General features: G+C 59.7%; 18 protein-coding genes, 1 pseudogene and 1 riboswitch. Of the genes and pseudogenes, 12 read left to right on the forward strand and 7 right to left on the reverse strand.

The window, feature by feature from the left end:
- Positions 1-2 precede the first annotated feature (2 nt).
- The 4 genes from AB8B33_RS28650 to AB8B33_RS28665 are packed head-to-tail and all read right to left on the reverse strand — an operon-like array spanning position 3 to position 3,592.
- Positions 3-824: an urea amidolyase associated protein UAAP1 gene (locus tag AB8B33_RS28650; RefSeq protein ID WP_113319993.1), complete on the reverse strand. Its 822-nt coding sequence runs from the start codon at positions 822-824 to the stop codon at positions 3-5.
- Positions 821-1,645: an ABC transporter ATP-binding protein gene (locus AB8B33_RS28655; RefSeq protein ID WP_113319992.1), complete on the reverse strand. Its 825-nt coding sequence runs from the start codon at positions 1,643-1,645 to the stop codon at positions 821-823. Before AB8B33_RS28655 ends, AB8B33_RS28650 begins: the two co-directional genes overlap by 4 nt.
- Positions 1,642-2,460, reverse strand: a complete 819-nt coding sequence (locus AB8B33_RS28660; RefSeq protein ID WP_439017964.1) for an ABC transporter permease — start codon at positions 2,458-2,460, stop codon at positions 1,642-1,644. Before AB8B33_RS28660 ends, AB8B33_RS28655 begins: the two co-directional genes overlap by 4 nt.
- 58 nt (positions 2,461-2,518) lie before the next feature.
- Positions 2,519-3,592, reverse strand: a complete 1,074-nt coding sequence (locus AB8B33_RS28665; protein ID WP_439017965.1) for a putative urea ABC transporter substrate-binding protein — start codon at positions 3,590-3,592, stop codon at positions 2,519-2,521.
- Positions 3,593-3,666: 74 nt separating this feature from the next.
- Positions 3,667-3,779, reverse strand: a riboswitch (guanidine-I (ykkC/yxkD leader).
- A 327-nt stretch (positions 3,780-4,106) separates the two neighbouring features.
- Between AB8B33_RS28665 and AB8B33_RS28670 the strand changes: the two genes are divergently transcribed.
- The 9 genes from AB8B33_RS28670 (at position 4,107) to AB8B33_RS28710 (ending at position 15,771) form a co-directional block, all read left to right on the forward strand.
- On the forward strand, positions 4,107-6,455 hold the full coding sequence (locus AB8B33_RS28670; protein WP_439017966.1) for a response regulator transcription factor: 2,349 nt from the start codon (positions 4,107-4,109) through the stop codon (positions 6,453-6,455).
- Between the two features lie 286 nt (positions 6,456-6,741).
- A complete protein-coding gene (locus tag AB8B33_RS28675; protein ID WP_439017967.1) occupies positions 6,742-8,301 on the forward strand; it encodes an ABC transporter substrate-binding protein in 1,560 nt (519 codons plus the stop codon).
- A gap of 109 nt (positions 8,302-8,410) precedes the next feature.
- Entirely contained in the window at positions 8,411-9,433 is a 1,023-nt protein-coding gene (locus AB8B33_RS28680) for an ABC transporter permease (protein WP_439017968.1), read from the forward strand.
- The gene (locus tag AB8B33_RS28685) at positions 9,433-10,314 is read left to right on the forward strand and encodes an ABC transporter permease (protein ID WP_439017969.1); all 882 of its coding nucleotides are present in this window, start codon (positions 9,433-9,435) and stop codon (positions 10,312-10,314) included. Before AB8B33_RS28680 ends, AB8B33_RS28685 begins: the two co-directional genes overlap by 1 nt.
- Entirely contained in the window at positions 10,311-11,153 is an 843-nt protein-coding gene (locus AB8B33_RS28690; RefSeq protein ID WP_439017970.1) for an ABC transporter ATP-binding protein, read from the forward strand. Before AB8B33_RS28685 ends, AB8B33_RS28690 begins: the two co-directional genes overlap by 4 nt.
- Complete coding sequence (locus tag AB8B33_RS28695; RefSeq protein WP_439017971.1) at positions 11,150-12,034, forward strand: oligopeptide/dipeptide ABC transporter ATP-binding protein; 885 nt, start codon at positions 11,150-11,152, stop codon at positions 12,032-12,034. Before AB8B33_RS28690 ends, AB8B33_RS28695 begins: the two co-directional genes overlap by 4 nt.
- Before the next feature lie 5 nt (positions 12,035-12,039).
- Positions 12,040-13,587: a hydantoinase/oxoprolinase family protein gene (locus tag AB8B33_RS28700; protein ID WP_113319984.1), complete on the forward strand. Its 1,548-nt coding sequence runs from the start codon at positions 12,040-12,042 to the stop codon at positions 13,585-13,587.
- The gene (locus AB8B33_RS28705; protein ID WP_439017972.1) at positions 13,577-14,680 is read left to right on the forward strand and encodes a DUF917 domain-containing protein; all 1,104 of its coding nucleotides are present in this window, start codon (positions 13,577-13,579) and stop codon (positions 14,678-14,680) included. The genes AB8B33_RS28700 and AB8B33_RS28705 overlap by 11 nt, the downstream gene beginning before the upstream one ends.
- Positions 14,681-14,688: 8 nt before the next feature.
- A complete protein-coding gene (locus AB8B33_RS28710; RefSeq protein WP_113320168.1) occupies positions 14,689-15,771 on the forward strand; it encodes a DUF917 domain-containing protein in 1,083 nt (360 codons plus the stop codon).
- A gap of 121 nt (positions 15,772-15,892) precedes the next feature.
- On the opposite strand, the gene AB8B33_RS28715 is transcribed toward AB8B33_RS28710, so the two are convergent.
- Complete coding sequence (locus tag AB8B33_RS28715) at positions 15,893-16,210, reverse strand: hypothetical protein (RefSeq protein ID WP_439017973.1); 318 nt, start codon at positions 16,208-16,210, stop codon at positions 15,893-15,895.
- A 307-nt stretch (positions 16,211-16,517) separates the two neighbouring features.
- On the opposite strand from AB8B33_RS28715, the gene AB8B33_RS28720 reads away from it, so the two are divergent.
- Positions 16,518-17,885: an ISNCY family transposase gene (locus tag AB8B33_RS28720; protein ID WP_439017974.1), complete on the forward strand. Its 1,368-nt coding sequence runs from the start codon at positions 16,518-16,520 to the stop codon at positions 17,883-17,885.
- Positions 17,886-18,261: 376 nt separating this feature from the next.
- Here AB8B33_RS28720 and AB8B33_RS28725 read toward each other — a convergent pair whose 3' ends face one another.
- Entirely contained in the window at positions 18,262-20,064 is a 1,803-nt protein-coding gene (locus AB8B33_RS28725) for a hypothetical protein (RefSeq protein WP_439017975.1), read from the reverse strand.
- Between the two features lie 261 nt (positions 20,065-20,325).
- Here AB8B33_RS28725 and AB8B33_RS28730 point away from each other — a divergent pair, with 261 nt between their 5' ends.
- Both AB8B33_RS28730 and AB8B33_RS28735 read left to right on the forward strand, forming a co-directional pair.
- Entirely contained in the window at positions 20,326-20,793 is a 468-nt protein-coding gene (locus tag AB8B33_RS28730; RefSeq protein ID WP_439017976.1) for a hypothetical protein, read from the forward strand.
- Positions 20,794-20,828: 35 nt separating this feature from the next.
- Positions 20,829-21,321, forward strand: a pseudogene (locus AB8B33_RS28735) (CYTH domain-containing protein).
- A gap of 3 nt (positions 21,322-21,324) precedes the next feature.
- On the opposite strand, the gene AB8B33_RS28740 reads toward AB8B33_RS28735, so the two are convergent.
- Positions 21,325-22,263 (reverse strand): DUF2950 family protein, encoded by a 939-nt coding sequence (locus AB8B33_RS28740; RefSeq protein ID WP_439017977.1) that lies wholly within the window; start codon positions 22,261-22,263, stop codon positions 21,325-21,327.
- Between the last annotated feature and the right edge of the window lie 8 nt (positions 22,264-22,271).

Raw genomic sequence — 22,271 nt, forward strand, 5'->3', positions numbered from 1 at the left:
CCTCAAGCCTGCATCAGGGCGTTGTTTTCGAAGCCGCGTACGGCTTCGGCCGTAGCCGTGCGGCAAAGATCATCCGCAGCCGGAGCCGCCACCTTGTAGCGGGTGATGACAACAGGCTTCGGTTGGTAGGTCGGATCCGGATCGAGGGGATGCGGGCAATTGGATAAGCCGACCAGCATGTCCATTTCGGAACGCAACTCGACGTAATCGCCGCTGTTGGAGCGTTTGCCCTGCCAGCCAAAGCCACCGGCCTCGGCAAGGCGCACTGGCGCGAAGAGATTGAGGATGCCTGGAATATCGCGACGGTCGAGGCCGAGCTTGACCGCAGCGAGGACGAGGTTGTCGCGGGTGTTTCGGGTCTTCTGGCCGGCATATTTCGCTGCGTTCGAGGCGGCCGTCGAGCCACCCATCAGGCAGTCGTGGGCGCCGGAACTGTCCTCGATCATCGAGAACATGACGCGGCCCATGTCGGAGAAGATCACGCGCCCCTTGCCGAGCGCCGTCGTCCACTGGACCTTGGCGGTATCGACGAGATTGATCCGCTCGCTCGTATCATCGGCATTCCAGGCGACGAGCGCCACGGTGGAATTGCCTTCGGCCTGATCGACGCGGATCGCCTCGCCACGCAAAAGCTTCGTCGACCAGTACCAACCACCGGGGATGGTCTCCTGGTGGATGACGGTGTTCGCATCGATGGCCGGCGCCGGCAGCGGGCTTGGGCCGGGCAGGGCCTTGGGGGCGAATTCCAGGCCCTTCTTCTGATGCTCCTCGTAGCGCGCACGATTGGCGGCGATCTCCTCGGGGGAGCGTCTTACATGCATCATTGCATCTCTCCTGACGGTGCCAGGTCGTCCCGGCTGTGCCCCGGGGAAGCGACCGGGCCGTCCCGGTCGGGGCTGAAGATCGTTGACTGGCCGGCAAGGCGCGGCGGCCAGATGGAAATGTCCTTTGTAATGGTGGCGCCGTAACGCTCCTTCTCTTCCGGCCGGTCGCGACGGCGTTCGAAGGCGACGACGCGGCTGGCGAGTGTGAAGGCCTCGCGCATGTCATGGGTAACCATGACGACGGTCATCTGCGTTTCGTGCCAGAGCCGCTTCATCAGCGTGTGAATTTCGGCGCGGATGCCGGGATCGAGCGCGCCGAAGGGCTCGTCGAGCAACAGTACCTTCGGCTTCATGATGAGTGCCTGGGCGAGCGCAAGGCGCTGCTGCATGCCGCCGGAAAGCTGGGCCGGATATTTCCCCTCCGAACCGGCAAGCCCGACCTCCGCGATCAACTGGCGCGCTTCCGCGATAGCGTTGCGACGTGCCGCGCCAAAGAGCTTGGCCTTGTAGCGCGCGGCGGACAACTCCTTGCCGAGCAACACGTTGCCGAGCACCGTCAGATGCGGAAAGACGGAATAGCGCTGGAAGACGACACCGCGATCCGGTCCCGGCTCCGGTGGCAGCGGCACGCCGTCGAGCAGGATCTTACCCTTCGTCGGCCGTTCCTGGCCAAGCAGCATGCGCAGGAAGGTGCTCTTGCCGCAGCCGGAAGGCCCGACAAGGGCGACGAAGGCCCGCGAGGCAACGGTCAGCGATACGTCCTCGAGCACGATCTGGTCGCCATATTCCTTCCAGACCCTTTCGATCCTGAGTTCGCTCATGCCTGCTTCTCCAGTTCCGACCAGGGGAAGACGGCAATGCGCAGACGGTCGAGCAAAGTGTTCATCACCACGGCGAGCAGGGTGATCCAGACGACATAGGGAAAGATAATATCCATCGAGAGATAGCGGCGGACGAGGAAGATGCGGTAGCCGAGGCCGGAATCCGAGGAGATCGCCTCGGCCGCAATCAGGAACAGCCACGCTGGGCCGAGTTGCAGCCTGAGGCAGGTGATCAGCCGCGGCAGGATCTGCGGCAGCACGACGCGCAGGCCGATCTGCCAGGAGGAGCCGCCAAGCGTCTCGGCCTTGACGATCTGTTCGCGAGGCAGTTCCAGCGCCTTCAGTGCCAGGTCGCGGATCATCGTCGGAGCGACGCCAATGACGATGAGGGCGATCTTCGAAGTCTCTCCGAGACCCATAACGATGAAGAGGATTGGCAGAAGCGCCAACGGCGGAACCATGGAGATCACGGCGACAAAGGGGGAAAGCAACGCCCTCAGATAGGGCAGCATGCCGATCAACATGCCAATTGCGAGCGCAATTGCCGTCGAGATGCCGAGGCCGGAGAGCAGGCGGATCAGGCTCGCGCCCGTGTCCGACCAGAGCAGAAATTCGCCGGTACGCTGGTCGGCGACGAAGGCCAGACGGTTGATCGCATCGGCAAAGCCGGCAATGCTTGGCAGAAGCTTGTCATTGGCATTTTCCGCCAGTCGTGCGGCCGAGCCAAAGGCATAGGCGACAACGAGCAGCACGAAGGGTAGCAGCATCAAGGCAAATTGCGCGCCCCGGCTCGGCCTCGTGTTGATCCAACGCATGGGAAATGCTCCGCTGGTGAAGGGAAGGCGGCGCGGGTAAGCCGCGCCGCCATTGCGATCAGAGCGAACCGTCGGCGGCTGCCTTCATGTAGGTCTCGGTGAAGCGCAGCTTCACATTGCCCGTGTCGCCCAGTACCTTGCCATTGGGCATTTCAATGCCGATGACGTCAGCGGACGGCGCGCCATTGCCGAGCAACCCCTTCTCGAAAAGGAAGGTGCGCACCAGATCCATGGTCTTCGGCAGGCCGGGCGAGGCGGTGAAGGCAACGGCATCGGCCGGCTTGTCGAAGAGCTTGGTGGCGGCCAGCTGAGCTTCGAAGCCGGCGAGATCGGTGCCCGAAGCGGAGCCCATGGCCTCGCGGGCCGCCTTGCCTTCGGCAGTATCGGCTCGCAGCAGGGCAGCCGTCTCGTACCAGATGCCGGCGAGCGCCTTGCCGAAATTCGGATTGTCCTTGAGCACGCCGCTATTGGCGACCATCAGGTCGATGATTTCGCCTGGCACCTGCGAGCTGTCAAAAACCTTCTTGGCTGTGGGATCTTCGAGGATGGTCGAGACCAGCGGGTTCCAGGTGACAACGGCGGTGACATCGGCGGTCTTGTAGGCAGCGACCATGTCGGCATCAGACGTGTTGACTACCTTTACGTCGCGCTCCGTCAGCTTGATGCTTTCGAGCGCTCGGGCGAGCAGATAGTGCGAGACGGAGAATTCGACGAGATTGACGTTCTGGCCCTTGATATCGGCAAGGCTCGCCTTGTCCTTCAGGATGACGGCGTCATTGCCATTCGAGAAGTCGCCGACGATGACGGCGGTCGTATCGACGCCGCCGGCGGCCGGGATCGACAGGCCGTCCATGTTGGTCAGCGTCACGGCATCGAAGGCGCCGGCCGTATACTGGTTCATCGACTCCACGTAGTCGTTGAACTGGGTGACATCGATCTTGATGTCGTATTTGTCGGCCCATTTCTTGACGATGCCGTGGTCAGCCGCATAACCCCAGGGCATCCAGCCGACATAGATGGACCAGGCTACCTTGAATTCGGTCTTCTGCTCGGCCTCGGCGATGGAACTGAAAGCCAGTGCCAGCGAAGCGGAAAGGGCGGTTACGGAAAGGATCTTCGAAAAAGTCTGCATTGAAATTCCCCTTTTGCTTTTCTTCAAAAGGGATCGGCAATGACCATCGTGCCGCCAATCCCTTGGCTTACGAGGTCTCCCGGGCTTTTGTCCCGCCGTGCACCCGACAGGATTTCTCCCCCACCGGTAGTAGCTCTCGGACCAGTCGCGCTTTTTTGAAAACGCCGGAACCCTAGCCACCAACTCTACTTGTCTCGAAGCAAGCGCTATGCCAGATCGCGTATGTGTTTGATTTTCAAAGATTGGCGTGTGTCGCGCATTATTCAGCGCTGTGAAAGTGCATACTGATGCCTATTTGATGGGCAATTCGTGAAATGGCGTAGATAAAACGCACAAGATTTGTGCGGCCCCAAAATACCGGCTAAGTTAGGACGTGGTCGGTTTCTGCAGCAAAGTGACCAGCACGTAGATCGTCAAAATACTCCTGAGAAAGAGGTAGTTCATTCGGTACCTCACTGCTGCTATGACATGCGTGAAGCGGGTTGATGAACGCATGTTCACCCCAGAGAATTGAGTGCAGCATTTGGTCCACAGACCTCGAGTCTTCGATGCTCTTCTGGCGCGCCGCGAGCCGATCGTCGTTCTCGACGCGCCCGCCGGCATGGGCAAGACGTCGGCTCTGAATGAGATTGCCGCTCATTTCGGCGCCGAGATTCACGCCGATGAAACGGCACCCGCATGGCGACCTGATCAGGTCTGCATCTGGGATATCCCACCCCATGGCAAGCCGGCCGCCTTACCTGAAGCCTTTCTGTCGGCTCGGGCGCGGATTTTTATCGCAAAGCGCCCCGATACGCTGCTGCCAGGCCTCTCGCGGGCTATCGCCTATGGTCAGGCCTATGTCGTGGACCAAGCTTTTCTGCTGATCGACCAGCACGAAGCGACAGAGATTTTTGCCGAGGGCGTGGCTGAAATCATGCACGCATCAGGCGGGTGGCCCCTGATTGCATTCAATCCGACATTGAGCGCTGAACGCTTGAGCGCATTCCTCGAAAGCGAGCTTCTTCAATCCGCGCCACCCGAAGTCCTTGTCGATCTCCGCATCGTTCTGGATACGGGCAAAGGGGATTTTCGCGAACAATCCCATTTCCTTCCCCTCGTCGCGGAGAACGGCCTGCGCGTAAAGGCGATCGCCAGCGAGATCGATCGTGCGCTCGATGCCGTGATAGCGGAGCGGATCAAGGTGCTGGCAGACGCCAAGGCGATTGCGGACAGTTTTGCAGGCCATGGCCATCCGATACGAGCGATCGAGATATTCCAGCGCATTGGCCTATACGACAACGCGCTCAAGGTCTTCACCGAGGCGAAAGGCATCTTCCTCCTCTATTTCCATGGACCGGAAGCCTATGATCGAATTCTCGCCGGTTTTCCGCGAAGCTACGCGCTGCAAAGCGAAGTCCTGGTGCTTGCACTCGCACTGCAGGCATTGAAACTCGGGGATGTGTCGCGTGCGCGTCGACTGCTTGCCGACCGTTTCGGCGATCTGGCCAACGATCCGGAGGCAGTCTTTGCCCAGAATGCCGTGTTTTCTCGGGAATTCAGGGCATTCCGGCTGCTGATGCTCATCTATGAAGACTATTTCTTCTCCGAAAAGCTCCTGGAAACCTGCTTCGCGCTCGTTGCCGAATTCCCGCTCGACGACCATCTTTTTCGCGGCAGCTTCTACAATTCCGTGCTCGAATTCTACATCCGAAACCGGCGTTTTGCGGAGGCAGAGGAAGTGGCGCAACGTGCAATGCACCATTACGAGCGCGCCAATGCCCCGATGCTCTGCTTTTATGTCAGCCTCCATCAGGCGCTGATCCGTCTCTTGATGGGTGATGCGCTGGCGGCCCGCAAACATTCGCTCCGGGCTGCGGAAAGTCTTCGCGAGCTTCCATTCGAAAGCCGAAATGATCAGCGTCTTCAATTGCTCCTTGAGGCCTGCGTCGAATACGAGACCGGACGGGCTGAACCGCTTGCGCGGTTTCTCAGCCTCGAGATCGACGATTTCTCCCATAGCGAGATCTGGCCAAGCCTGCTGGAATTTGCGTTGCACTACGGCAGCCAGGCACTTGGAGACCATTTCTCGACGATCGCGGCGCGCAGCTTTCTCGACCGTTGGCGAGTTTATCAGGTGTCCAACCGCCAGTTCCAGGCGATGATCGAAATCCGCGAAGCGGCCATCCTGCAGAATGCAAATCGCTGGCAGGAGGCGTCGCAATGCCTTGCAGCAATCACGTCGCGCGTCGACCGGAACCGGGTGGTGAGCAATGACGGAGAGCTTGTCCATCTGCATGATCGCGACGAGATCGCGCTCGCGCTCGCATGGCTGCGCCAGATAACGTACGAGCAGCCTGCACGCCCTGGACTTGACGATCTGATCGAGGGCATTATTGGCAATCTGCATCTGACTGACCGCCAGCGTCTGAGTGGGCAGATTTGGCTCGCCTATATTGCCAAGCGCCAGCGCAACCTGACGCGTGCCCGTGCCATCCTGCAGAAGATCTTTGAGGATTGCGCCCGGCTTGGCGCAATCGCCCCGCTTTCGGAAGAGCGTGTTTTCCTGGAGGAGTTGATCGACAACCAGCGCATCGGTGGCTTCCTGGCGACGTCGCTGCCTATCAGGCAGATCATCCGCAAGCTGCGCGACAGTGGAAGGTTGTCGAGCCGCTCTGCGGGCGGGCGCAATGACCTGTCGCGGCGCGAGAGCAAGATCCTGCTGATGATTTCGGAAGGCGCTGCCAACAAGTTCATTGCCAGCACCCTCGGCCTCAGCGAGGCGACGGTAAAATTCCATCTCGGCAATGTCTATCGCAAACTCGGCTGCCGCAACCGGCAGGAGGCGATCAGCGCGGCAAGGGCGCTCGGTTTTGTCAGCTGATTCAGAATCCGGGCGAGATCGGCGTCTCCGCGGACACAAAACCTAGACCATTTAAACAAAAACCTAGACCCGTCATCTGTTGAGCAGGTTGCTTTGCATATGCAATCTTCTTCTCAGACCTCCTCTGGCGGACAATCGGATGGGTCAGCGATGGGAACGCTGCAAACCGGCAACCCAAGTGCTGGATGTCCCTCCCGAGCAGACCGTACCGTTTAGCGCTGGGTACAAGGCGGTCCAACAAAAGCGATCAAAATGGTCGCAGGGAACTTTTGAACCGGGAGATATCATGAGCAGATTACAGCTGATTGCTTCTACCGCTATGGCCGTGCTTGCCGCCGGCTTTGCGGGCTCGGCCGCGGCCAAAACAACAGTGACCATGAATACCGTTCAGATCTTCGGTACGATTGATCCCGCCAAGATCTCTGACTACACCGACTATATGGCTGCCGTGAACCTCTACGACGGTCTGGTGACCGTCGATTCCAGCGGCAACCTGCAGCCTGAGCTTGCCGAGAGCTGGACGGTCTCGCCGGATGCCAAGGAAGTGACCTTCAAACTGCGTTCCGACGCGCATTTCAGCGATGGTTCGCCCGTCGAGGCCGCAGACGTCGTCTATTCCTTCGAACGGCTTTTGAAGATCAATCTCGGGCCGGCCAACCTTTTCGCAGACGTGCTGAAGCCGGGTTCGGTCGTGGCCGTCGATCCGCACACCGTTAAATTCACCCTCTCGAAAGCCTTCGCGCCGTTCCTCAGCACGGTCCCGGCCGTCTTCATCGTCAATGCCGATGTGGTCAAGGCCAATGCCGGCAGTGATGACGGCCAGACCTATCTTTCGACGAAGACTGCCGGTGCGGGTCCCTACACCCTGAAGAACTGGGACCGTGGCGCGTCAATGACGATCGAACGCGATCCCAAATACTACAAGGGCTTCAATGACGGCCCGATCGACGAAGTGCGTTGGATCATCACCAATGACGAGGCGACCGTACGCTCGCTTGCAGCCTCTGGCGAACTCACGATGAGCAGCCAATACCAGGCGCCCGATACCTACAAGGCGCTGCAGGAGATGGGCCGCTTCAACATCGTCAGCGAAGATACGACGATCGGCTTCTACCTGAAGCTCAATACCAAGGTACCGCCGACCGACGATATCCATATTCGCCGTGCACTTGCCTATGCAACCGACTACGACACGATCCGCAGCGTCATCGTGCCTGGCGGTCAGCTGAACGGTCCCCTGCCTTCAGGTTTTGCCGATTATTATGCGAGCGACCTGCCGGCACCGAAATACGATCTCGAGGCTGCCAAGGCGGAAATTGCCCAGTCGAAATATGCCGGCGGCGAGATTCCGATCACGCTTGGCTATGTTGCCGGCACCAAGTTCGAGGAAGAGCTCAGCCTGCTGATGCAGTCGAACCTCGAACAGCTCGGCTTCAAGGTGACACAGCAGGCCGATCCCTGGAACCGAGTGACGGAAATTGCCGGCAAGGTCGAAACGACGCCAAACGTCAACCAGATCTTTTTCGGCCCGACCTATCCTTCGCCGGATTCCATGTTCTTCACGCAATATCATTCGAAAGCGGCCGGCACCTGGGCTTCAGCCGAATGGGTGCAGGATCCGGCGATCGATGCCCTGATCGATCAGGCTCGCGAAACGCCCGACAAGGCCAAGCAGGCCGAGATCTACAAGGAATTGCAGCACAAGATCGTCGATCTGCAGCCGGATGTCTTCCTGGAAACGCAGACGGTACAGCATGCCATGGACAAGTGCCTGGAAGGCTTCCATGCCGTGCCGATGCAGTCCTTTGACTACAAGTTCACCCGTTATCGCTGGACCTGCAAGTAACGGCTGAGCGCGTTTCGGGCAGTGTCACCCTCATGACGAACTGCCCGGAAAGGATGGCCCGAAAGGGCCGTCCACATCCTCCATCATGAATTGAAACAGGGCTGGAACATTGGAATTCCTCCTCTTCCTGGTCAGGCGCGCCTTGTGGTCGCTGCTTGTTCTTTTCGGACTGTCGGTGGTGATCTTCACGATCGCTCGCGGCATGCCGGGGGATCCGGTGAGATTGGCGCTCGGGCCGCGTGCCAGCAATGAGCAGGTCGAGCAATTTCGCCAGACACTCGGCTTCGACAAGCCGCTGATCCAGCAATACGGGATCTATGTATCCGGGCTCGTCGGCGGCGATCTAGGCCTGTCGCTTCTGACCAAGCGCCCGGTCAGCAACGATATCCGCGAGACCTTTGCAGCGACCTTTGAACTGGTGCTCGCCACGATCACCATCGCCTTCCTGTTCGGTGTTCCTTTGGGTGTCGCTGCCGCGCGCTGGAAGGACAAATGGCCAGATAATCTGGTGCGGCTGATTGCGATCTTTTCCGCCGTGACGCCGAGCTTCTTCCTCGCGCTCGTATTGCAGATCCTTGCCGGCTATGTGCTGCATATCCTGCCGACGACCGGGCGCCTTCCGCCAGGCATGATCTTCAGTGCCGATATTACCGGTCTCGTCACGCTCGATTCCCTGCTGCATGGGCGGCTGGACGTTTTCGGCGAGGGCCTGCGTTATCTCCTTCTTCCCTCGCTCGCGCTCTCCGCGGCGACCATGGGTCAGATCGCCCGCATCACGCGCTCCTCGATGATCGACGTCTCCAGCCAGGATTATATCGAGGCGAGTCGTGCCTTTGGCATTCCCGAGCGCGTGCGGGTCTTCAAATATATGTTGCGGCCGAGTTTCGTTCCGCCTCTCACCATTTCCGGCCTCGAATTCGCATCGCTGATCGGCAACGCCTTCGTCGTCGAACTCGTCTTCGCTTGGCCCGGCATGGCCGCCTATGGCGTGCGCACCATCATGCAGAAGGACCTGAACGCAGTCATGGGCGTGGTGATCGTCTCCGGCGTCTTCTTCGTCATCGTCAATCTCGTCATCGATGTGCTGGTCGGCATTGTCGATCCGCGCATTCGTATCCGGGGGAGGCGCTGATGTCCGATACGCCTGTTATCGAGGTCGAACGCCTCTCGAATGCCTATCAGAACTGGTATCGCTTCTCGCGCAATCCGACCGCCGTCATCGGTGCAGCGATCGTCATCATCTGCGTGCTCGCCGCGATCCTCGCGCCATGGATCACGCCGCATCCCGAACATGTCGGTGCTGCCGTCAATTTTCGCGCCCGCCATCTGCCGCCATCAGTCGACTTCTGGTTCGGCACGGACAATGTCGGCCGCGATATCTTCAGTCGCGTGATCTTCGGCATGCGTATCTCCTTGCTTCTGGCGCTGGTCGTGCTCGGCACGGCCGTTCCGATCGGCACCATCCTCGGCATTCTCGCCGGCTATTTTGGAGGCTGGGTCGAGGTGCTGATCATGCGCGTGACGGATATCGCGCTCGCCATCCCGCCGCTCGTCATGGCGCTCGCCGTCGCCGCGGTGCTGTCGCCAAACCTCATCAATTCGCTGCTTGCCATATCGGCGCTCTGGTGGACATGGCACACACGACTGATCTATTCGATCACCAAGCAGATCCGCGCCCAGGAATTCATCGAGGCGGCGGAGACACTCGGTGCGAGCAAGTTCCATATCCTCTTCCGCGAGATCCTGCCGAACTGCGTCTCGGCAATCGCCGTGAAGACCTCGCTCGATTGCGGCTTCGTCATCCTCGTCGGCGCCTCGCTCTCCTTCCTGGGCCTTGGCATCCAGCCGCCGACGCCGGATCTCGGCACGATGGTTGCCCAAGGCGCCGCCTTCCTGCCGGATTACTGGTGGGAATCGGTTCTGCCTGGCTCCGCCATTCTTTTCGTCGCGCTGGGCTTCAACCTCCTGGGTGATGGCCTGCGAGACCTCTTCGACGTCCAGGAGGTCCGATGAGTTTCCCTCTCCTGCGTGTCAGCAATCTCTCGGTCGAGTTCTCCACCTATGGCCGCACCAGCCGCGTGCTGCACGGCGTCAGCCTCGACGTCCCGGCCCGATCGCAGGTTGCCCTTGTCGGTGAAAGCGGCTCCGGCAAGACGGTGACGATGAAGGCGATCATGGGCCTGCTACGCCAGCCACCCGCCCGCATCACATCCGGCGAGATCTATTATGATGGCGCCGATCTGCTCACCATGCCCGAGAAGGACCGGCTGCGGCTGCGCGGTACCGCCATGTCCATGGTGTTCCAGGACCCGATGAGTTCGCTCAATCCGGTCTTCACCGTTGGCGACCAGATGGGCACGATCCTGAAATATGCGGATAAGCGTCTCGGCCGCTCGCGCTCGCGCAGGGAGCGCATGGTGCGTGTCCATCAGGTGCTCGAACAGGTTCGCATGCGCGATCCCGAGCGCGTTACGCAGGCCTTCCCGATCATGCTGTCAGGCGGCATGCGCCAGCGCGTGCTGATCGCCATGGCGCTCTTGAGTGAACCGCAGCTTTTGATCGCCGATGAACCGGGCACCGCGCTGGACGTCACCACGCAGGCGCAAATCCTGAAGCTGCTGAAGGATCTTGTTGAAGAGCGCGGTCTGGCGCTGCTGATGATCACCCACAATCTCGGCGTTGTGCGCGAGACCTCGAACTATGTCTATGTCATGAACAAGGGCGCCATTGTCGAACACGGCGAGACCGCCGGTATCTTCGACAATCCGCGCGATCCCTATACCCGCAGCCTGATCGATGCCGTTCCGCGGCTGACGGGTGGCACGCGCTCTAGCGGGGAGGTCACCGCATGAGCACGCCGATGCTTGAGATCCGCAATCTTGCGAAATCCTTTCCCGTTCGCGATGCCTTCGGCCGCCAGATCGGCGAGGTGAGGGCGGTTGACGACGTTTCCTTCTCGATCGAGAAGGGGAAGGTCTACGGCCTCGCCGGCGAAAGCGGCTCCGGCAAGTCGACCATCGCCCGCATGATCATGGGGCTCGAAAAACCGGATGCCGGCGAAATCCTGATTGACGGCGAAGGCCTTGCGAAAACGAGACGTCACCATTCGCGGCATGTGCAGATGGTCTTCCAGAATCCAGGCTCCTCGCTCAATCCGCGTCGTACCGTCGGCCAGTCCGTCGCCGTGCCGCTCGATGCGCACGGCTTTTCCGGCAACAGGCGCCAGCGCATTTCCGAACTCCTGGAGATGGTGCAACTGCCGGCGAATTTCGCCGAGCGTTATCCGCATGAGCTTTCCGGTGGCCAGAAACAGCGCGTGGCAATTGCGCGGGCACTCGCCGTCGAGCCGAAACTGCTGGTGCTCGACGAACCGACCTCGGCGCTCGACGTGTCGGTGCAGGCGCGGGTCATCGATCTTCTGACCGATCTCGCGGGGCGTATGGACCTCACCTATCTCTTCATTTCCCACGATCTCAGCCTGATGCGTAATTTCGCCGGCAATGTCGGTGTGCTCTATCGTGGCCAGATCGTCGAAACGGGGGCGGTATCCTCCGTCTTCGAAAACCCATCCCACGATTATACCCGGCTTCTCCTCGCCTCCGTTCCCGTCATTTCGAAGGAGGAGGAGGCGATGCGCCCGAAAATTCCATTGATCGACGGGGAGATCCCGACAGCCGAGAAATTGCTGGCGCTCAGGGAAGTCGATCAACAAGCAAGTCACCAACGAGGTTAGGACTGATGATCAGAATTGGTATTGACGTCGGCGGCACCAATACGGACGCCGTCATCATGAATGGACCGGACGTGATTGCCGGCGTGAAGTCAGCGACAACAGCAGATGTCATGAGCGGTGTCGTCAACGCGCTGCGTGACGTGCTCGCAGCCTCAGGGATGGAGGCATCCGCGGTCGACTTCGTCATGATCGGCACGACACATTTCACCAACGCTGTCGTTCAGCGTCGTGATCTCGCCCAGACGGCTGCCGTGCGGCTTGGCCTGCCGGCCACCGCCTCGCTGCCCCCGATGGTCGACTGGCCGGAGGATCTGAAGCAGGCAATCGGCAATCATGCCTATCTCGCTCATGGCGGCAATGAATTCGACGGCCGCGTGATCTCACCGCTCGACGAGGAAGAACTGCTGAAGATCGCCGCCGACATCAAGGCGAAGGGCATCGACACGATCGCCATCACGTCCGTCTTCTCGCCTGTGAGCACTGACTTTGAAAAGCGCGCTGGCGAGATCTTCGAAAAGGCACTTCCAGGCGCTCATATTACGCTGTCCAGCGAGATCGGCCGCATCGGCCTGCTCGAACGCGAGAATGCGGCAATCATGAACGCCTGCCTGCGCGATCTCTCGGCCCATGTAATCGATGCCTTCCGCAAGGCGATCGCGGAGACCGGCATCAAGGGCAAGTTCTTCCTGACGCAGAATGACGGCACGCTGATGGATGCCGCCTTCGCCGAGAAATTCCCAGTCCTGACCTTCGCCTCGGGTCCCACCAATTCCATGCGCGGTGCGGCCTTCCTCTCGGGTGTCAGCGATGCAATCGTCGTCGATATCGGCGGCACGACATCGGATGTCGGCTCTCTGTATAAAGGTTTCCCACGGCAGGCCACGGTCGCCGTCGAAGTGGGTGGCGTGCGCACCAATTTCCGCATGCCCGACGTCTTCTCGATCGGCCTTGGCGGCGGTTCGCATGTCGTCGAAACGGAGAACGGCATCAAGGTCGGTCCCGTGTCGGTCGGCTACCGTATTCAGACGGAAGCGCTCATCTTCGGCGGAAAGACGCTGACGACGACCGATATCACCGTTGCTGCCGGCAACGCGACACTCGGCGATCCTGCCAAGGCTTCCCATCTTCCGGCCGATCTGCTGCAGCGCGTACAGCAAAAGATCCACGACATGCTCGAGGATTGCGTGGAGCGCTCCCGCCTGTCTCCCGATCCCTTGCCTGTCATTGTCGTCGGCGGTGGCTCCATCCTCGTCAATCGGCCGATTGCAGGACTCGAAGTGATCAAACCATCGCATTTCGGCGTCGCCAACGCCGTCGGCGCGGCGATCGCGCAGGTCTCGGGTGAAGTCGACCGGGTCTATGCACTCGCCGAAATGGGGCGCGAGAAATCACTCGAAGATGCCAAGAGCCGTGCCATCGAAGCAGCGGTTGCGGCAGGCGCTGCACGCGACTCCATCGAGATCGTTGATGTCGAGGATGTGCCGCTCGCTTATCTGCCGGGCAATGCTACCCGCATCCGCGTCAAGGCTGTGGGAGAGCTCAATGCCCGCTGAAGGTTACCTGCTTAGGGAAGAGGACCTGTTGCCGCTGTCGATCGGTGCAGCGCTGCTCGGGACCGGCGGTGGCGGCAACCCCTATATCGGCATGCTGCGCGCCCGCGAATTGATACGCAAAGGCGCACAGGTGCGGGTGATACCGCTGGAGGCGCTTGCAGAGGACAGCTGGGTCGCTGAGGTCGGCGGCATCGGCGCGCCCGTTGTCGGTGTCGAGAAGATCGAGGAAGGCGGCGAATGCTATCGCGCGATGCGCGCGGTCGAGGAGACCGCGGGTGTCAAGGTTTCGGCAGTGATTTCCGCCGAAATCGGCGGCGCCAATTCCATCGAACCGATCATTGCCGCCGCGATGGCCGGACTGCCGGTCGTCGATGGTGATGGCATGGGTCGCGCCTTCCCCGAGGTGCAGATGACGACTTACATGATCTACGGCGCACCGGTCTCGCCGGCGGCTATCGCCGATGAGAAGGGCAATGTCGTCGTTTTCAAGGACGTCATCGACATGTTCTGGCTCGAGCGTTTCGCCCGCGACACGGCTGTCGCCATGGGGGCAGGGGCCGGCTTCGCCACCGCGCCGATGCGTGGCGACTTCGTCCGCCGCACCGCCATCCCCGGCACGGTCAGCCAGGCACTGGAAATCGGCCGCACGGTGCTCGATGCCCGCGCCAAGCGTCAGAATGTCGTCGAGCGTGTGATTGAAAGCGCCGGCGCCAAGCTCTTCTTCACCGGCAAGATCGTCGATATCCGCCGCGAACTGAAGGGCGGCTTTGCGCGCGGCCATGCCATCATTACTGGGACCGGCGACTGGACGGGTTCGGAAGCCCGCATCGCCATCCAGAACGAGAACCTCGTGCTCTGGATCGACGAGAAGCCGGTCATCATGGTGCCCGACCTGATCATGAATCTCGAAATCGACACCGGTGAGCCGATCACCACGGAGATGCTGCGCTATGGCCAGCGCGTCGCCGTCATCGGCCTGCCGGTGCACGATTTGATGAAAACGCCGCGCGCACTCGAAATCGTCGGGCCGAAAGCCTTCGGTTTTCCGGAGCTGACATTCGAGCCGCTCGTTACGCGCCAGACTGCGCGATAGGGGGAATGATGAAGACGTTGAGAACGATCCATGCAGAGGATCTCGAAGACATCGCGATCGGCGGCGCCATTCTCGGCACGGGTGGCGGCGGCGATCCCTATGTCGGCAAGCTGATGGCGCAGGAAGCGATCCGCAAGCATGGCCCCGTAAAGCTTGTCGATGTCGACGAACTGCCGGACGACGCGCTGGTCGTGCCCGTCTGCATGATGGGCGCTCCGACCGTCATGACCGAAAAGCTGCCCCAGGGCGACGAACTGATGAATGCCTTCCGTCAGCTCGAGAAAGTGCTGGGGCGAAAGATCGACGCGGTGCTTTGCGGCGAGGCAGGTGGGATCAATTCGACCACGCCTTTCGTTGTCGCCGCAGCAAGCGGCCTGCCGCTCGTCGATGGTGACGGCATGGGGCGTGCCTATCCCGAGCTGCAGATGGAGACCTTTACGCTGCACGGCGTCTCGGCAACGCCGATGGTGCTTTGCGACGACAAGGGCAATTCACTGGTTCTGGAAACAGTGAGCAACGGCTGGACGGAACGTCTGGCGCGCGCCGCAACTGTCGAAATGGGCGGTTCTGCCTTGCTCGCCTTCTATCCGATGAGCGGAGAGGTGGCCAAGAAGGCGGTTGTGCGCGGGACGCTGTCGCTATGCGTCAACCTTGGCCGCACACTGCGGGAAACCCGAACAGCACATGCCGATCCCGTGGCTGCCATCACCAGGTTGCTCGGCGCGAGCATCATCTTCCACGGCCGCGTCAAGGATGTCGATCGCCGCACCATCGGTGGCTTTGCCCGGGGCAGTGCGCGTTTCGACGGTCTCGACGATTGGAAAGGCCACGGCTTCAGGCTGGATTTCCAGAACGAATTCCTGATGGCTGAGCGGGATGGCAAGATAATTTGCACGACGCCCGATCTCATCACGCTGCTGGAGGCTGAGACGGGGGCTCCCGTGACCGCAGACTCCTTGCGGTATGGATTGCGCCTCGTGGCGCTCGCCTTCCCGTGTAACCCGCAATGGCAGACACCGGCCGGGATCGCCTTGGTGGGGCCGCGCTACTTCGGTTACGATACGGATTACAAGCCTTACGCGTTCACCTAGGTGTGGGACGGTTTGCAGTGATGGTTCGAGTGCTCAGCGCGGCTTTGTATGCGCTGAGCGCCGAAGTTGTGGCGCTTTCCGCATGACTGCCCAGCTTTAACTGTATGGTCTGTCCGGCACTCTATGGAATGTCTCTCGACTCCAGTTCCGGGCAGCTTGACTCGTTTCCGAAGGTGATCTCCTTGCGATCCCCGTTAATGGTCAGCCCTCTGAAGGTCAGCACGTTCTCGTCGCGATAGACGATCTCGCTGCGGTAAATGCCGGCGCGTATTGCTCTGTTCCTAGCCCGACTGACGTTGCACTGCCCGATCGGCGGCGTCACATGCCAATTGGATGTGCCTTGCGTGTCGGTCTGCCAACCGCCAGCAGAAGCAAGCGTCGAACTGGCGAGCAACGCAAATGCTGAAAGTACAAATTTTGACGACAATCGAGATTTCACGATGTTACTCCGAGGCAATTCCGCTATCGATGCCTCTGCTATTATCCGAAATTGCTCAATAGATCATCCGACAGCGCCCTGATCGGCTTTGACTTCTCGGGGAATGGTGAACAACCACTCTAACAACATGCTTCCTCGCAGCAGTAGGTTGGGAGTCTGACGTTTGCCGACGTGATTTGGGCACGGTTTTAGTTCCATAATATCTATTATGCGATCCTTATGTGTAGCCGCAAAGTTAGAATGTCCTGTTTCTGCAAAGTTGGAATGTCACTCTCCCCGGGGCCAAGCGACGTCTGGGAGATTGCGGATGGGATTGATAGCGATGAGCGAGCGCGATCTGCAGCGGATCGAGATTTTATCGAAAGTGATCGCCGGCCGGATGACCACGGTGTCTGCGGCACATATTCTTGACCTGAGCGAGCGCCAGGTGCGTCGGCTGCTGCAGCGGATACGAACCGGCGGCGCGGCTTCGATCCGGCACAAGGCGATCGGCCGGCCGTCGAACAACCGGATCAGCGATGGTGTTCGCGATTACGCAGTGACGCTGGTTCGTGAACGCTACGCGGACTTCGGTCCGACGCTGGCGGCCGAGAAGCTGACCGAGCGTGATGGTCTGCGGGTGTCGCGCGAGACATTGCGTGGCTGGATGTCGGAGGCCGGGCTTTGGCTGTCGCGCAAACAGCGTCGAACGTTTCATCAGCCGCGGCTGCGACGCGAGGCCTATGGCGAGCTGGTGCAGATCGATGGGTCCGAGCATCGCTGGTTCGAGGATCGCGGTGACCCGTGCTCGCTGCTGGTCTTTGTCGATGATGCGACTGGTCGATTGATGCAGTTGCGCTTTGTGCGATCGGAAAGCGCCTTCACTTACTTCGAGGCATTGGAGCTCTATCTCGAGCGTCATGGCGCACCGGTTGCCTTCTATTCGGACAAGCATTCGGTGTTCCGGGTGGCGAAGAAGGATGCCAAGGGTGGCCAGGGCATGACCCAGTTCGGGCGTGCGCTTTGCGAGCTAAGCATCGAGATTCTTTGCGCAAATTCCAGTCAGGCCAAGGGCCGTGTCGAGCGGATGAACCGGACGCTGCAAGATCGGCTGGTCAAGGAGTTGCGGCTGGCCGGGATCTGCAACATGAAGCCAGGCAATGCGTTGTTGCCTGGCTTCATGGAAGACTACAACGCACGCTTTGCGATTGCCCCTGCCCGGCCCGACGATCTGCATCGTCCAATGAATCTTGCGCCGGATCGGTTGAAGGAGATCCTGTGCAAACGAGAGCAGCGCTATGTCGGATCGCAGTTGACGTTTTCGTTCGAGCGCAAGCGGATCATGCTGGAGGAGACCGAGGTGACGCGTGGTCTGGTCGGACGCTATGTCGAGACCTATGCCTATGCTGACGGACGCCTGGATGTGCGCTGGAAGGGGTATTGCCTGCCCTACACGGTGTTCGACAAGGATCAGCGAGTGACACATGCGGCGATTACCGAGAACAAGCGGCTTGGCGATGTGCTGGCCTATATCAAGGAACGCCAGGATCAGCCGCAGCCGAAGGTGAAGACCAACAGCGCCAAGAATGGCTATACGCCGCGTGGCCGCAAGCCTGGGCCAAAGACGGATTTCATCAACGATCCGGCGGTGATTATGCGGCGCGCGAAGGCGTTATCGCGACCTGCTGCGGAGTGAATGGTCGATCGGATAGTCTCAAAGCTAAAGCCGAAGGGGTGTGCCTCACCCGCCCCGATCTGATCTTGCAAGCGGGATCAGCCGCTCAGATCGGAGCTGATCGCCGTGCCGTGCCGAAGCGCAAAGTGACATTTTAACTTTGCGCACAAACGGACATTCCAACTTCCCCGCCACATTATGTGCTGCCACATTATGCGGGCCCGGGTGGATTCTAGAATGAAGTGCGACTTGCGAATGATGCCAACGGGTTACCAATCGCGAGGACGACGCAATGAAGCGCACCTACTCTCAGATTGGATTGGACGAACGCCGCAAGATTGCTCACTGGAGAACGGTTGCCTGAGTGCTGCTGTCACAGCAATACGCGATACCCACTTCAATTAAGGGACGCTTTGTCATCTGAAACAGGCAGTCCGGCGGCCTTCAAGCCGGCAAGGAAACGCTCCTGGTCCTCGGCCCGGGCCAGCCGCTTGGCGACTTCTCGCCTGACGTTCGGGATCAGTGCGGGTGACCGAAGCTGGATCCAATCGAGTTGCTCCTTTGCTTCGGCCGTCTTTCCAAGGGTGCCGAGAATAGAGAGCAAGACGAGGCGATGCATCGGGTTGTAGTTCAAGTCCGACATGCGCGACCAAAGTTCCGCGGCTTGCGTGTCACCCCGCATGAAGGCACAGAGCGCCATCCCGACCTCGTAATAGCCGCGCGGCCCGGCGTTCCTGCTGATGGCCTCGGAAATCAGTTCACAGCCTCTGCTCCATTCTCCCGACATCGACAGACGCAAGCCGTATTCACCTGCCACTTCCGTGTCATTCGGATTGCTGGCATAGGCGGCCTCGCCGGCGCGCAGGGCTGCGACCATGTCATTGCTGAAAAAGTTGGCGAGCATTAGCGCTTGAAGGGCGCGCGCATTCTTCTGGTCGAGCTGCACGGCGCGTTCGGCAAGCTCCTTTGCAAGATTGAGCGTGGCGGCGGTCGGCTTGGTATTCAATTGATACGGAAAGCGGAACTCATCGAGATGAACCAGCGAAAGGAAGGCAGCAACATTGGAGTCGTCGGGCGTCTTCTCGACGGCCCGCTGCAGACAGGACTTCGCAACCTCATGGGCCTTCACGGTCATCTCGCTGCGATAGCTATAGTAGGACAGGATGCAGGAAAAAGCGTCCGGACCTCCGGCAATGCTTGCGGTGTCCGCCTTGAACATGACGCCGAACGGCCGCGCCACTGCCGTCGCGATGTGTTCTGCAAGGCTCGCTTGCGCTTGCAGGATACCCAGCACTTTCATGTCGGCATCGTAATTGTTTGCCCAGATGACAACTCCATCCACCCGTCGCACGAGCCTTGCCGTTGAGCGCAAGGTGTTGCCTTCCAACCGCACGCTTCCCTGGAGAGCATAGAGTGGCTGCGACGACGCCTGGCCCGCTCGATTGCGCGGCAGGGGGGCGACCACGATAATATCGTTGAAAGGGACGAGCTTTTCGATGATATCGTCTGTGATACCTCGAGAAATATCGGATGCATGCCCGCCATCAGAGGCACTTTCAAAATGCTCGACAACGATCGTTGGGCGACTGGTTACTCCCCTCACCGCTTTGGTTTCCGTGTCGAACAAGTTGGCATGCTGAAGCATCGCTGCCATCGAGACAAGGACGATCCCCACGCCTCCCGCAAGAAGCCAATATCGGAGGCGCGAAAGATGCCTGCCCGCCCCGTCTCGGCTGGTCGTGTTCCTGATGACATTGACCTGCTCAGCGTCATCTCGTCCGGATATAGGCCGAGGGGCTCGTCCGAAGCTTGAGGTATCCGCGTGCTCGATATCCTGTCTGACGTCGAAGACCGGTACATAGCCGCCGCGGGGAACCGTGATGATGATCCGGTCAGTGCTGCCGGCGGTTAGATAATAGTGTTCCAGCTCCCGCCTCAGCCGGCCGGCCTCGATGCGGACACAGGGATCCTGCTGGGCATCGAAGTTTGCATCCCTGCCGAAAACAGCCTGTGCTATGGTAAAGGCCTTCAGATACTCGCGCCGGCCCGCAAGTGTTTCGTTTATAATAAATTCAAGGAATCGCCCCGCCCGCTCGGGAAGTCGAAACTCCGGGCTGGATAGAATGCGCTCAAGTTGCTGGAGCACCTCCTCCTGCGAAGATGCGCTGCCGCAAGCTCTGTCAACGCCTGCATTTGCCATCGGTCCCCCGAATCCGATTGATCACAACCTGCAGTATGCGGTCGTCGACGATAGTCCCATGTCGCCATGACGGCAACGACATTTAGTAGAAAAGGCTAATTTAAGGGAAGGATTTCGGAAATCGATCGCATGATCGTTAGGGTGACTACAGCTGGACATAAGCCAGCGTAAAATACCGTATCCTACCGCAATGGACGTGTATTTTACTGCCCTCGTCTTCCCGTGCGCTCTATCATCATCCTCATTCTGGAGGAGCCGGCGATGACATTAAGTGGGACGCCCACATCCCAATCTATGACGAGCGCAGAGGACCTGCGCAAACATGCTCTGGAACTCCAGCTTCTGGAAATGGAGCGCAACGAAAAGATCAGGGCACGTGAGGCAAAGAAACATGCCCAATTCGTCGAGGATTTTTTCCGCAAACAGATCGGGGAAACGGAACGCGCGGTCGTTAAACGGCTGGTTACGAAAGCGGCCGCAGACGGTAAATACGAGGCGCTGATCTACAGTTTTCCATCGACTTTCTGCACGGATAGCGGCCGCGCCATCAATAACAACCTGCCCGGCTGGCAGAAGACATTACAGGGCAAAGCAAAGGAGCTTCTCGAACTGTTCGAGGAGGTCGCCAAACCGCAGGGTTACGGGCTCAAGGCGATGATCATCAATTTTCCCGATGGCATGCTCGGAGATGTGGGCTTCTTCCTCACCTGGGAACCGCCTGTCAACTGACCGGCAACAGCAGGCATGAGCGAAGGAATATCGAATTGAAGGCGACCGAGATCGAGCGAAAGTTCCTGGTCCACAACGACAGCTGGCGCGTTTGCGCCGGCGAGCCGCATGTGCTGCAACAGGCCTATCTTTGCCGGCGCGATCAAAACCCTATACGTGTCCGCCTTATCGATGGGTGCTCGGCGCGCCTAACGATCAAATTTCGTGCGCCGGGCCTTGCCCGGCAGGAATATGAATATGAGATTCCGGTCGAGGAGGCCCGCGCGATCTCTTGCTCCGCGCGGGAGGCCGTATCATCGAAAAAACCCGCTATCGCGTTCTCCATGATGGCAAGAGTTGGGATGTGGATGTCTTTGCCGGCGCCTATGAGGGGCTGACACTCGCCGAGACCGAAAGGCGGGCGAGGATGAGCAACCGAACCTGCCTCAATGGCTGGGGCTCGAAGTTGCGGGCAAGAAGCGATACTCCAACCGCGCCATGGCGGCTGCCTTGCGTCTTTCGCCGGCGGCGCAGAGCCGTGCCGGCTGAATTCTATTCGCTTACCACGGTCCAACTGGCGTCCGGGTTGAAATCCTTGATCGCCGCCGCGCGCGCGTCCGTTTGGGGCCCAAGATCACTCTGGTAGATGACGTTTGCGCCATTGACCATGAATGTCTGTACGCCCGTGACCCTGTATTTGACCGGCCAGGCAATCAGCGCAAAGCCGCCGGTCATATAACCGTTGATGACGTAGCTTTGCTTGCCACCAAGTACGTTGTCACCCTGAGATGTTAGGATGCGGTAACGGTAGCCGAAATAGCCCTCCCCGCGCTTGGCGGCACCGAAGGCTGCCGTCTCGACGAGCGCGCTTGCCGGACTTTCCTCAGGATAGAGGTTCGGATCCCAATACAACCCATCAAGCTTGCCAGGACTGCTGATCAATTTCTTTGCGAATTCATAGATGCCGTCGCCGTCGCGATCCTCCGATGCATATTGATACTGGGCCGCCACATATTCATGTATGGTGTCGATGGTGGCGAGTTCGTTTTCGCCAATGCGGCGATTGACGATCTCTTCGAGGCCGCGCTCTGTGTCGAAGGACCATTTGCCGTCCTTGCCTTCGGTCAGCGGAAACGGCAACGGCCAGAGCCGATCGCCGATCGCAACAATCCTCATGCCTTCGAAATCCCGCAAGACCGCCTGCCGCTCGGCGCCCTCGCGGATCAATCCGTAAGCGATCATCGCCTCGTTGCTGGAGCGCAGCTTGTCCGCCTTAAGGCCCAGCAGAGCGGCAAGATCATCGATATTGCTGGAGCCCAGCACCGATTTCAGCCTGTCGAGCGCGAGCTCCGGACTGTCGAATTTCGGTGAGGACGTTGCCGCTTTGTATTCGGCGAGATTTGTCTGCGCTTGCGAAAGCGCCGGAGCGGCTGGCATTGCGCAAAGCGCTGCTGCCAACATGAGCGGAATTATGGTCGATTGGCGTCTCATCATGTAGC

This window comes from Rhizobium sp. 768_B6_N1_8, assembly GCF_051811225.1.
Lineage (GTDB): Bacteria > Pseudomonadota > Alphaproteobacteria > Rhizobiales > Rhizobiaceae > Rhizobium.

Excerpts from the sequence above, each read along its gene's own strand:
- AB8B33_RS28650 (WP_113319993.1), bottom strand. The coding sequence starts at position 824 with ATGATGCATGTAAGACGCTCCCCCGAGGAGATCGCCGCCAATCGTGCG.
- AB8B33_RS28655 (WP_113319992.1), bottom strand. The coding sequence starts at position 1,645 with ATGAGCGAACTCAGGATCGAAAGGGTCTGGAAGGAATATGGCGACCAG.
- AB8B33_RS28660 (WP_439017964.1), bottom strand. The coding sequence starts at position 2,460 with ATGCGTTGGATCAACACGAGGCCGAGCCGGGGCGCGCAATTTGCCTTG.
- AB8B33_RS28665 (WP_439017965.1), bottom strand. The coding sequence starts at position 3,592 with ATGCAGACTTTTTCGAAGATCCTTTCCGTAACCGCCCTTTCCGCTTCG.
- AB8B33_RS28675 (WP_439017967.1), top strand. The coding sequence starts at position 6,742 with ATGAGCAGATTACAGCTGATTGCTTCTACCGCTATGGCCGTGCTTGCC.
- AB8B33_RS28685 (WP_439017969.1), top strand. The coding sequence starts at position 9,433 with ATGTCCGATACGCCTGTTATCGAGGTCGAACGCCTCTCGAATGCCTAT.
- AB8B33_RS28690 (WP_439017970.1), top strand. The coding sequence starts at position 10,311 with ATGAGTTTCCCTCTCCTGCGTGTCAGCAATCTCTCGGTCGAGTTCTCC.
- AB8B33_RS28695 (WP_439017971.1), top strand. The coding sequence starts at position 11,150 with ATGAGCACGCCGATGCTTGAGATCCGCAATCTTGCGAAATCCTTTCCC.
- AB8B33_RS28700 (WP_113319984.1), top strand. The coding sequence starts at position 12,040 with ATGATCAGAATTGGTATTGACGTCGGCGGCACCAATACGGACGCCGTC.
- AB8B33_RS28705 (WP_439017972.1), top strand. The coding sequence starts at position 13,577 with ATGCCCGCTGAAGGTTACCTGCTTAGGGAAGAGGACCTGTTGCCGCTG.
- AB8B33_RS28710 (WP_113320168.1), top strand. The coding sequence starts at position 14,689 with ATGAAGACGTTGAGAACGATCCATGCAGAGGATCTCGAAGACATCGCG.
- AB8B33_RS28720 (WP_439017974.1), top strand. The coding sequence starts at position 16,518 with ATGGGATTGATAGCGATGAGCGAGCGCGATCTGCAGCGGATCGAGATT.
- AB8B33_RS28725 (WP_439017975.1), bottom strand. The coding sequence starts at position 20,064 with ATGGCAAATGCAGGCGTTGACAGAGCTTGCGGCAGCGCATCTTCGCAG.
- AB8B33_RS28730 (WP_439017976.1), top strand. The coding sequence starts at position 20,326 with ATGACATTAAGTGGGACGCCCACATCCCAATCTATGACGAGCGCAGAG.
- AB8B33_RS28740 (WP_439017977.1), bottom strand. The coding sequence starts at position 22,263 with ATGAGACGCCAATCGACCATAATTCCGCTCATGTTGGCAGCAGCGCTT.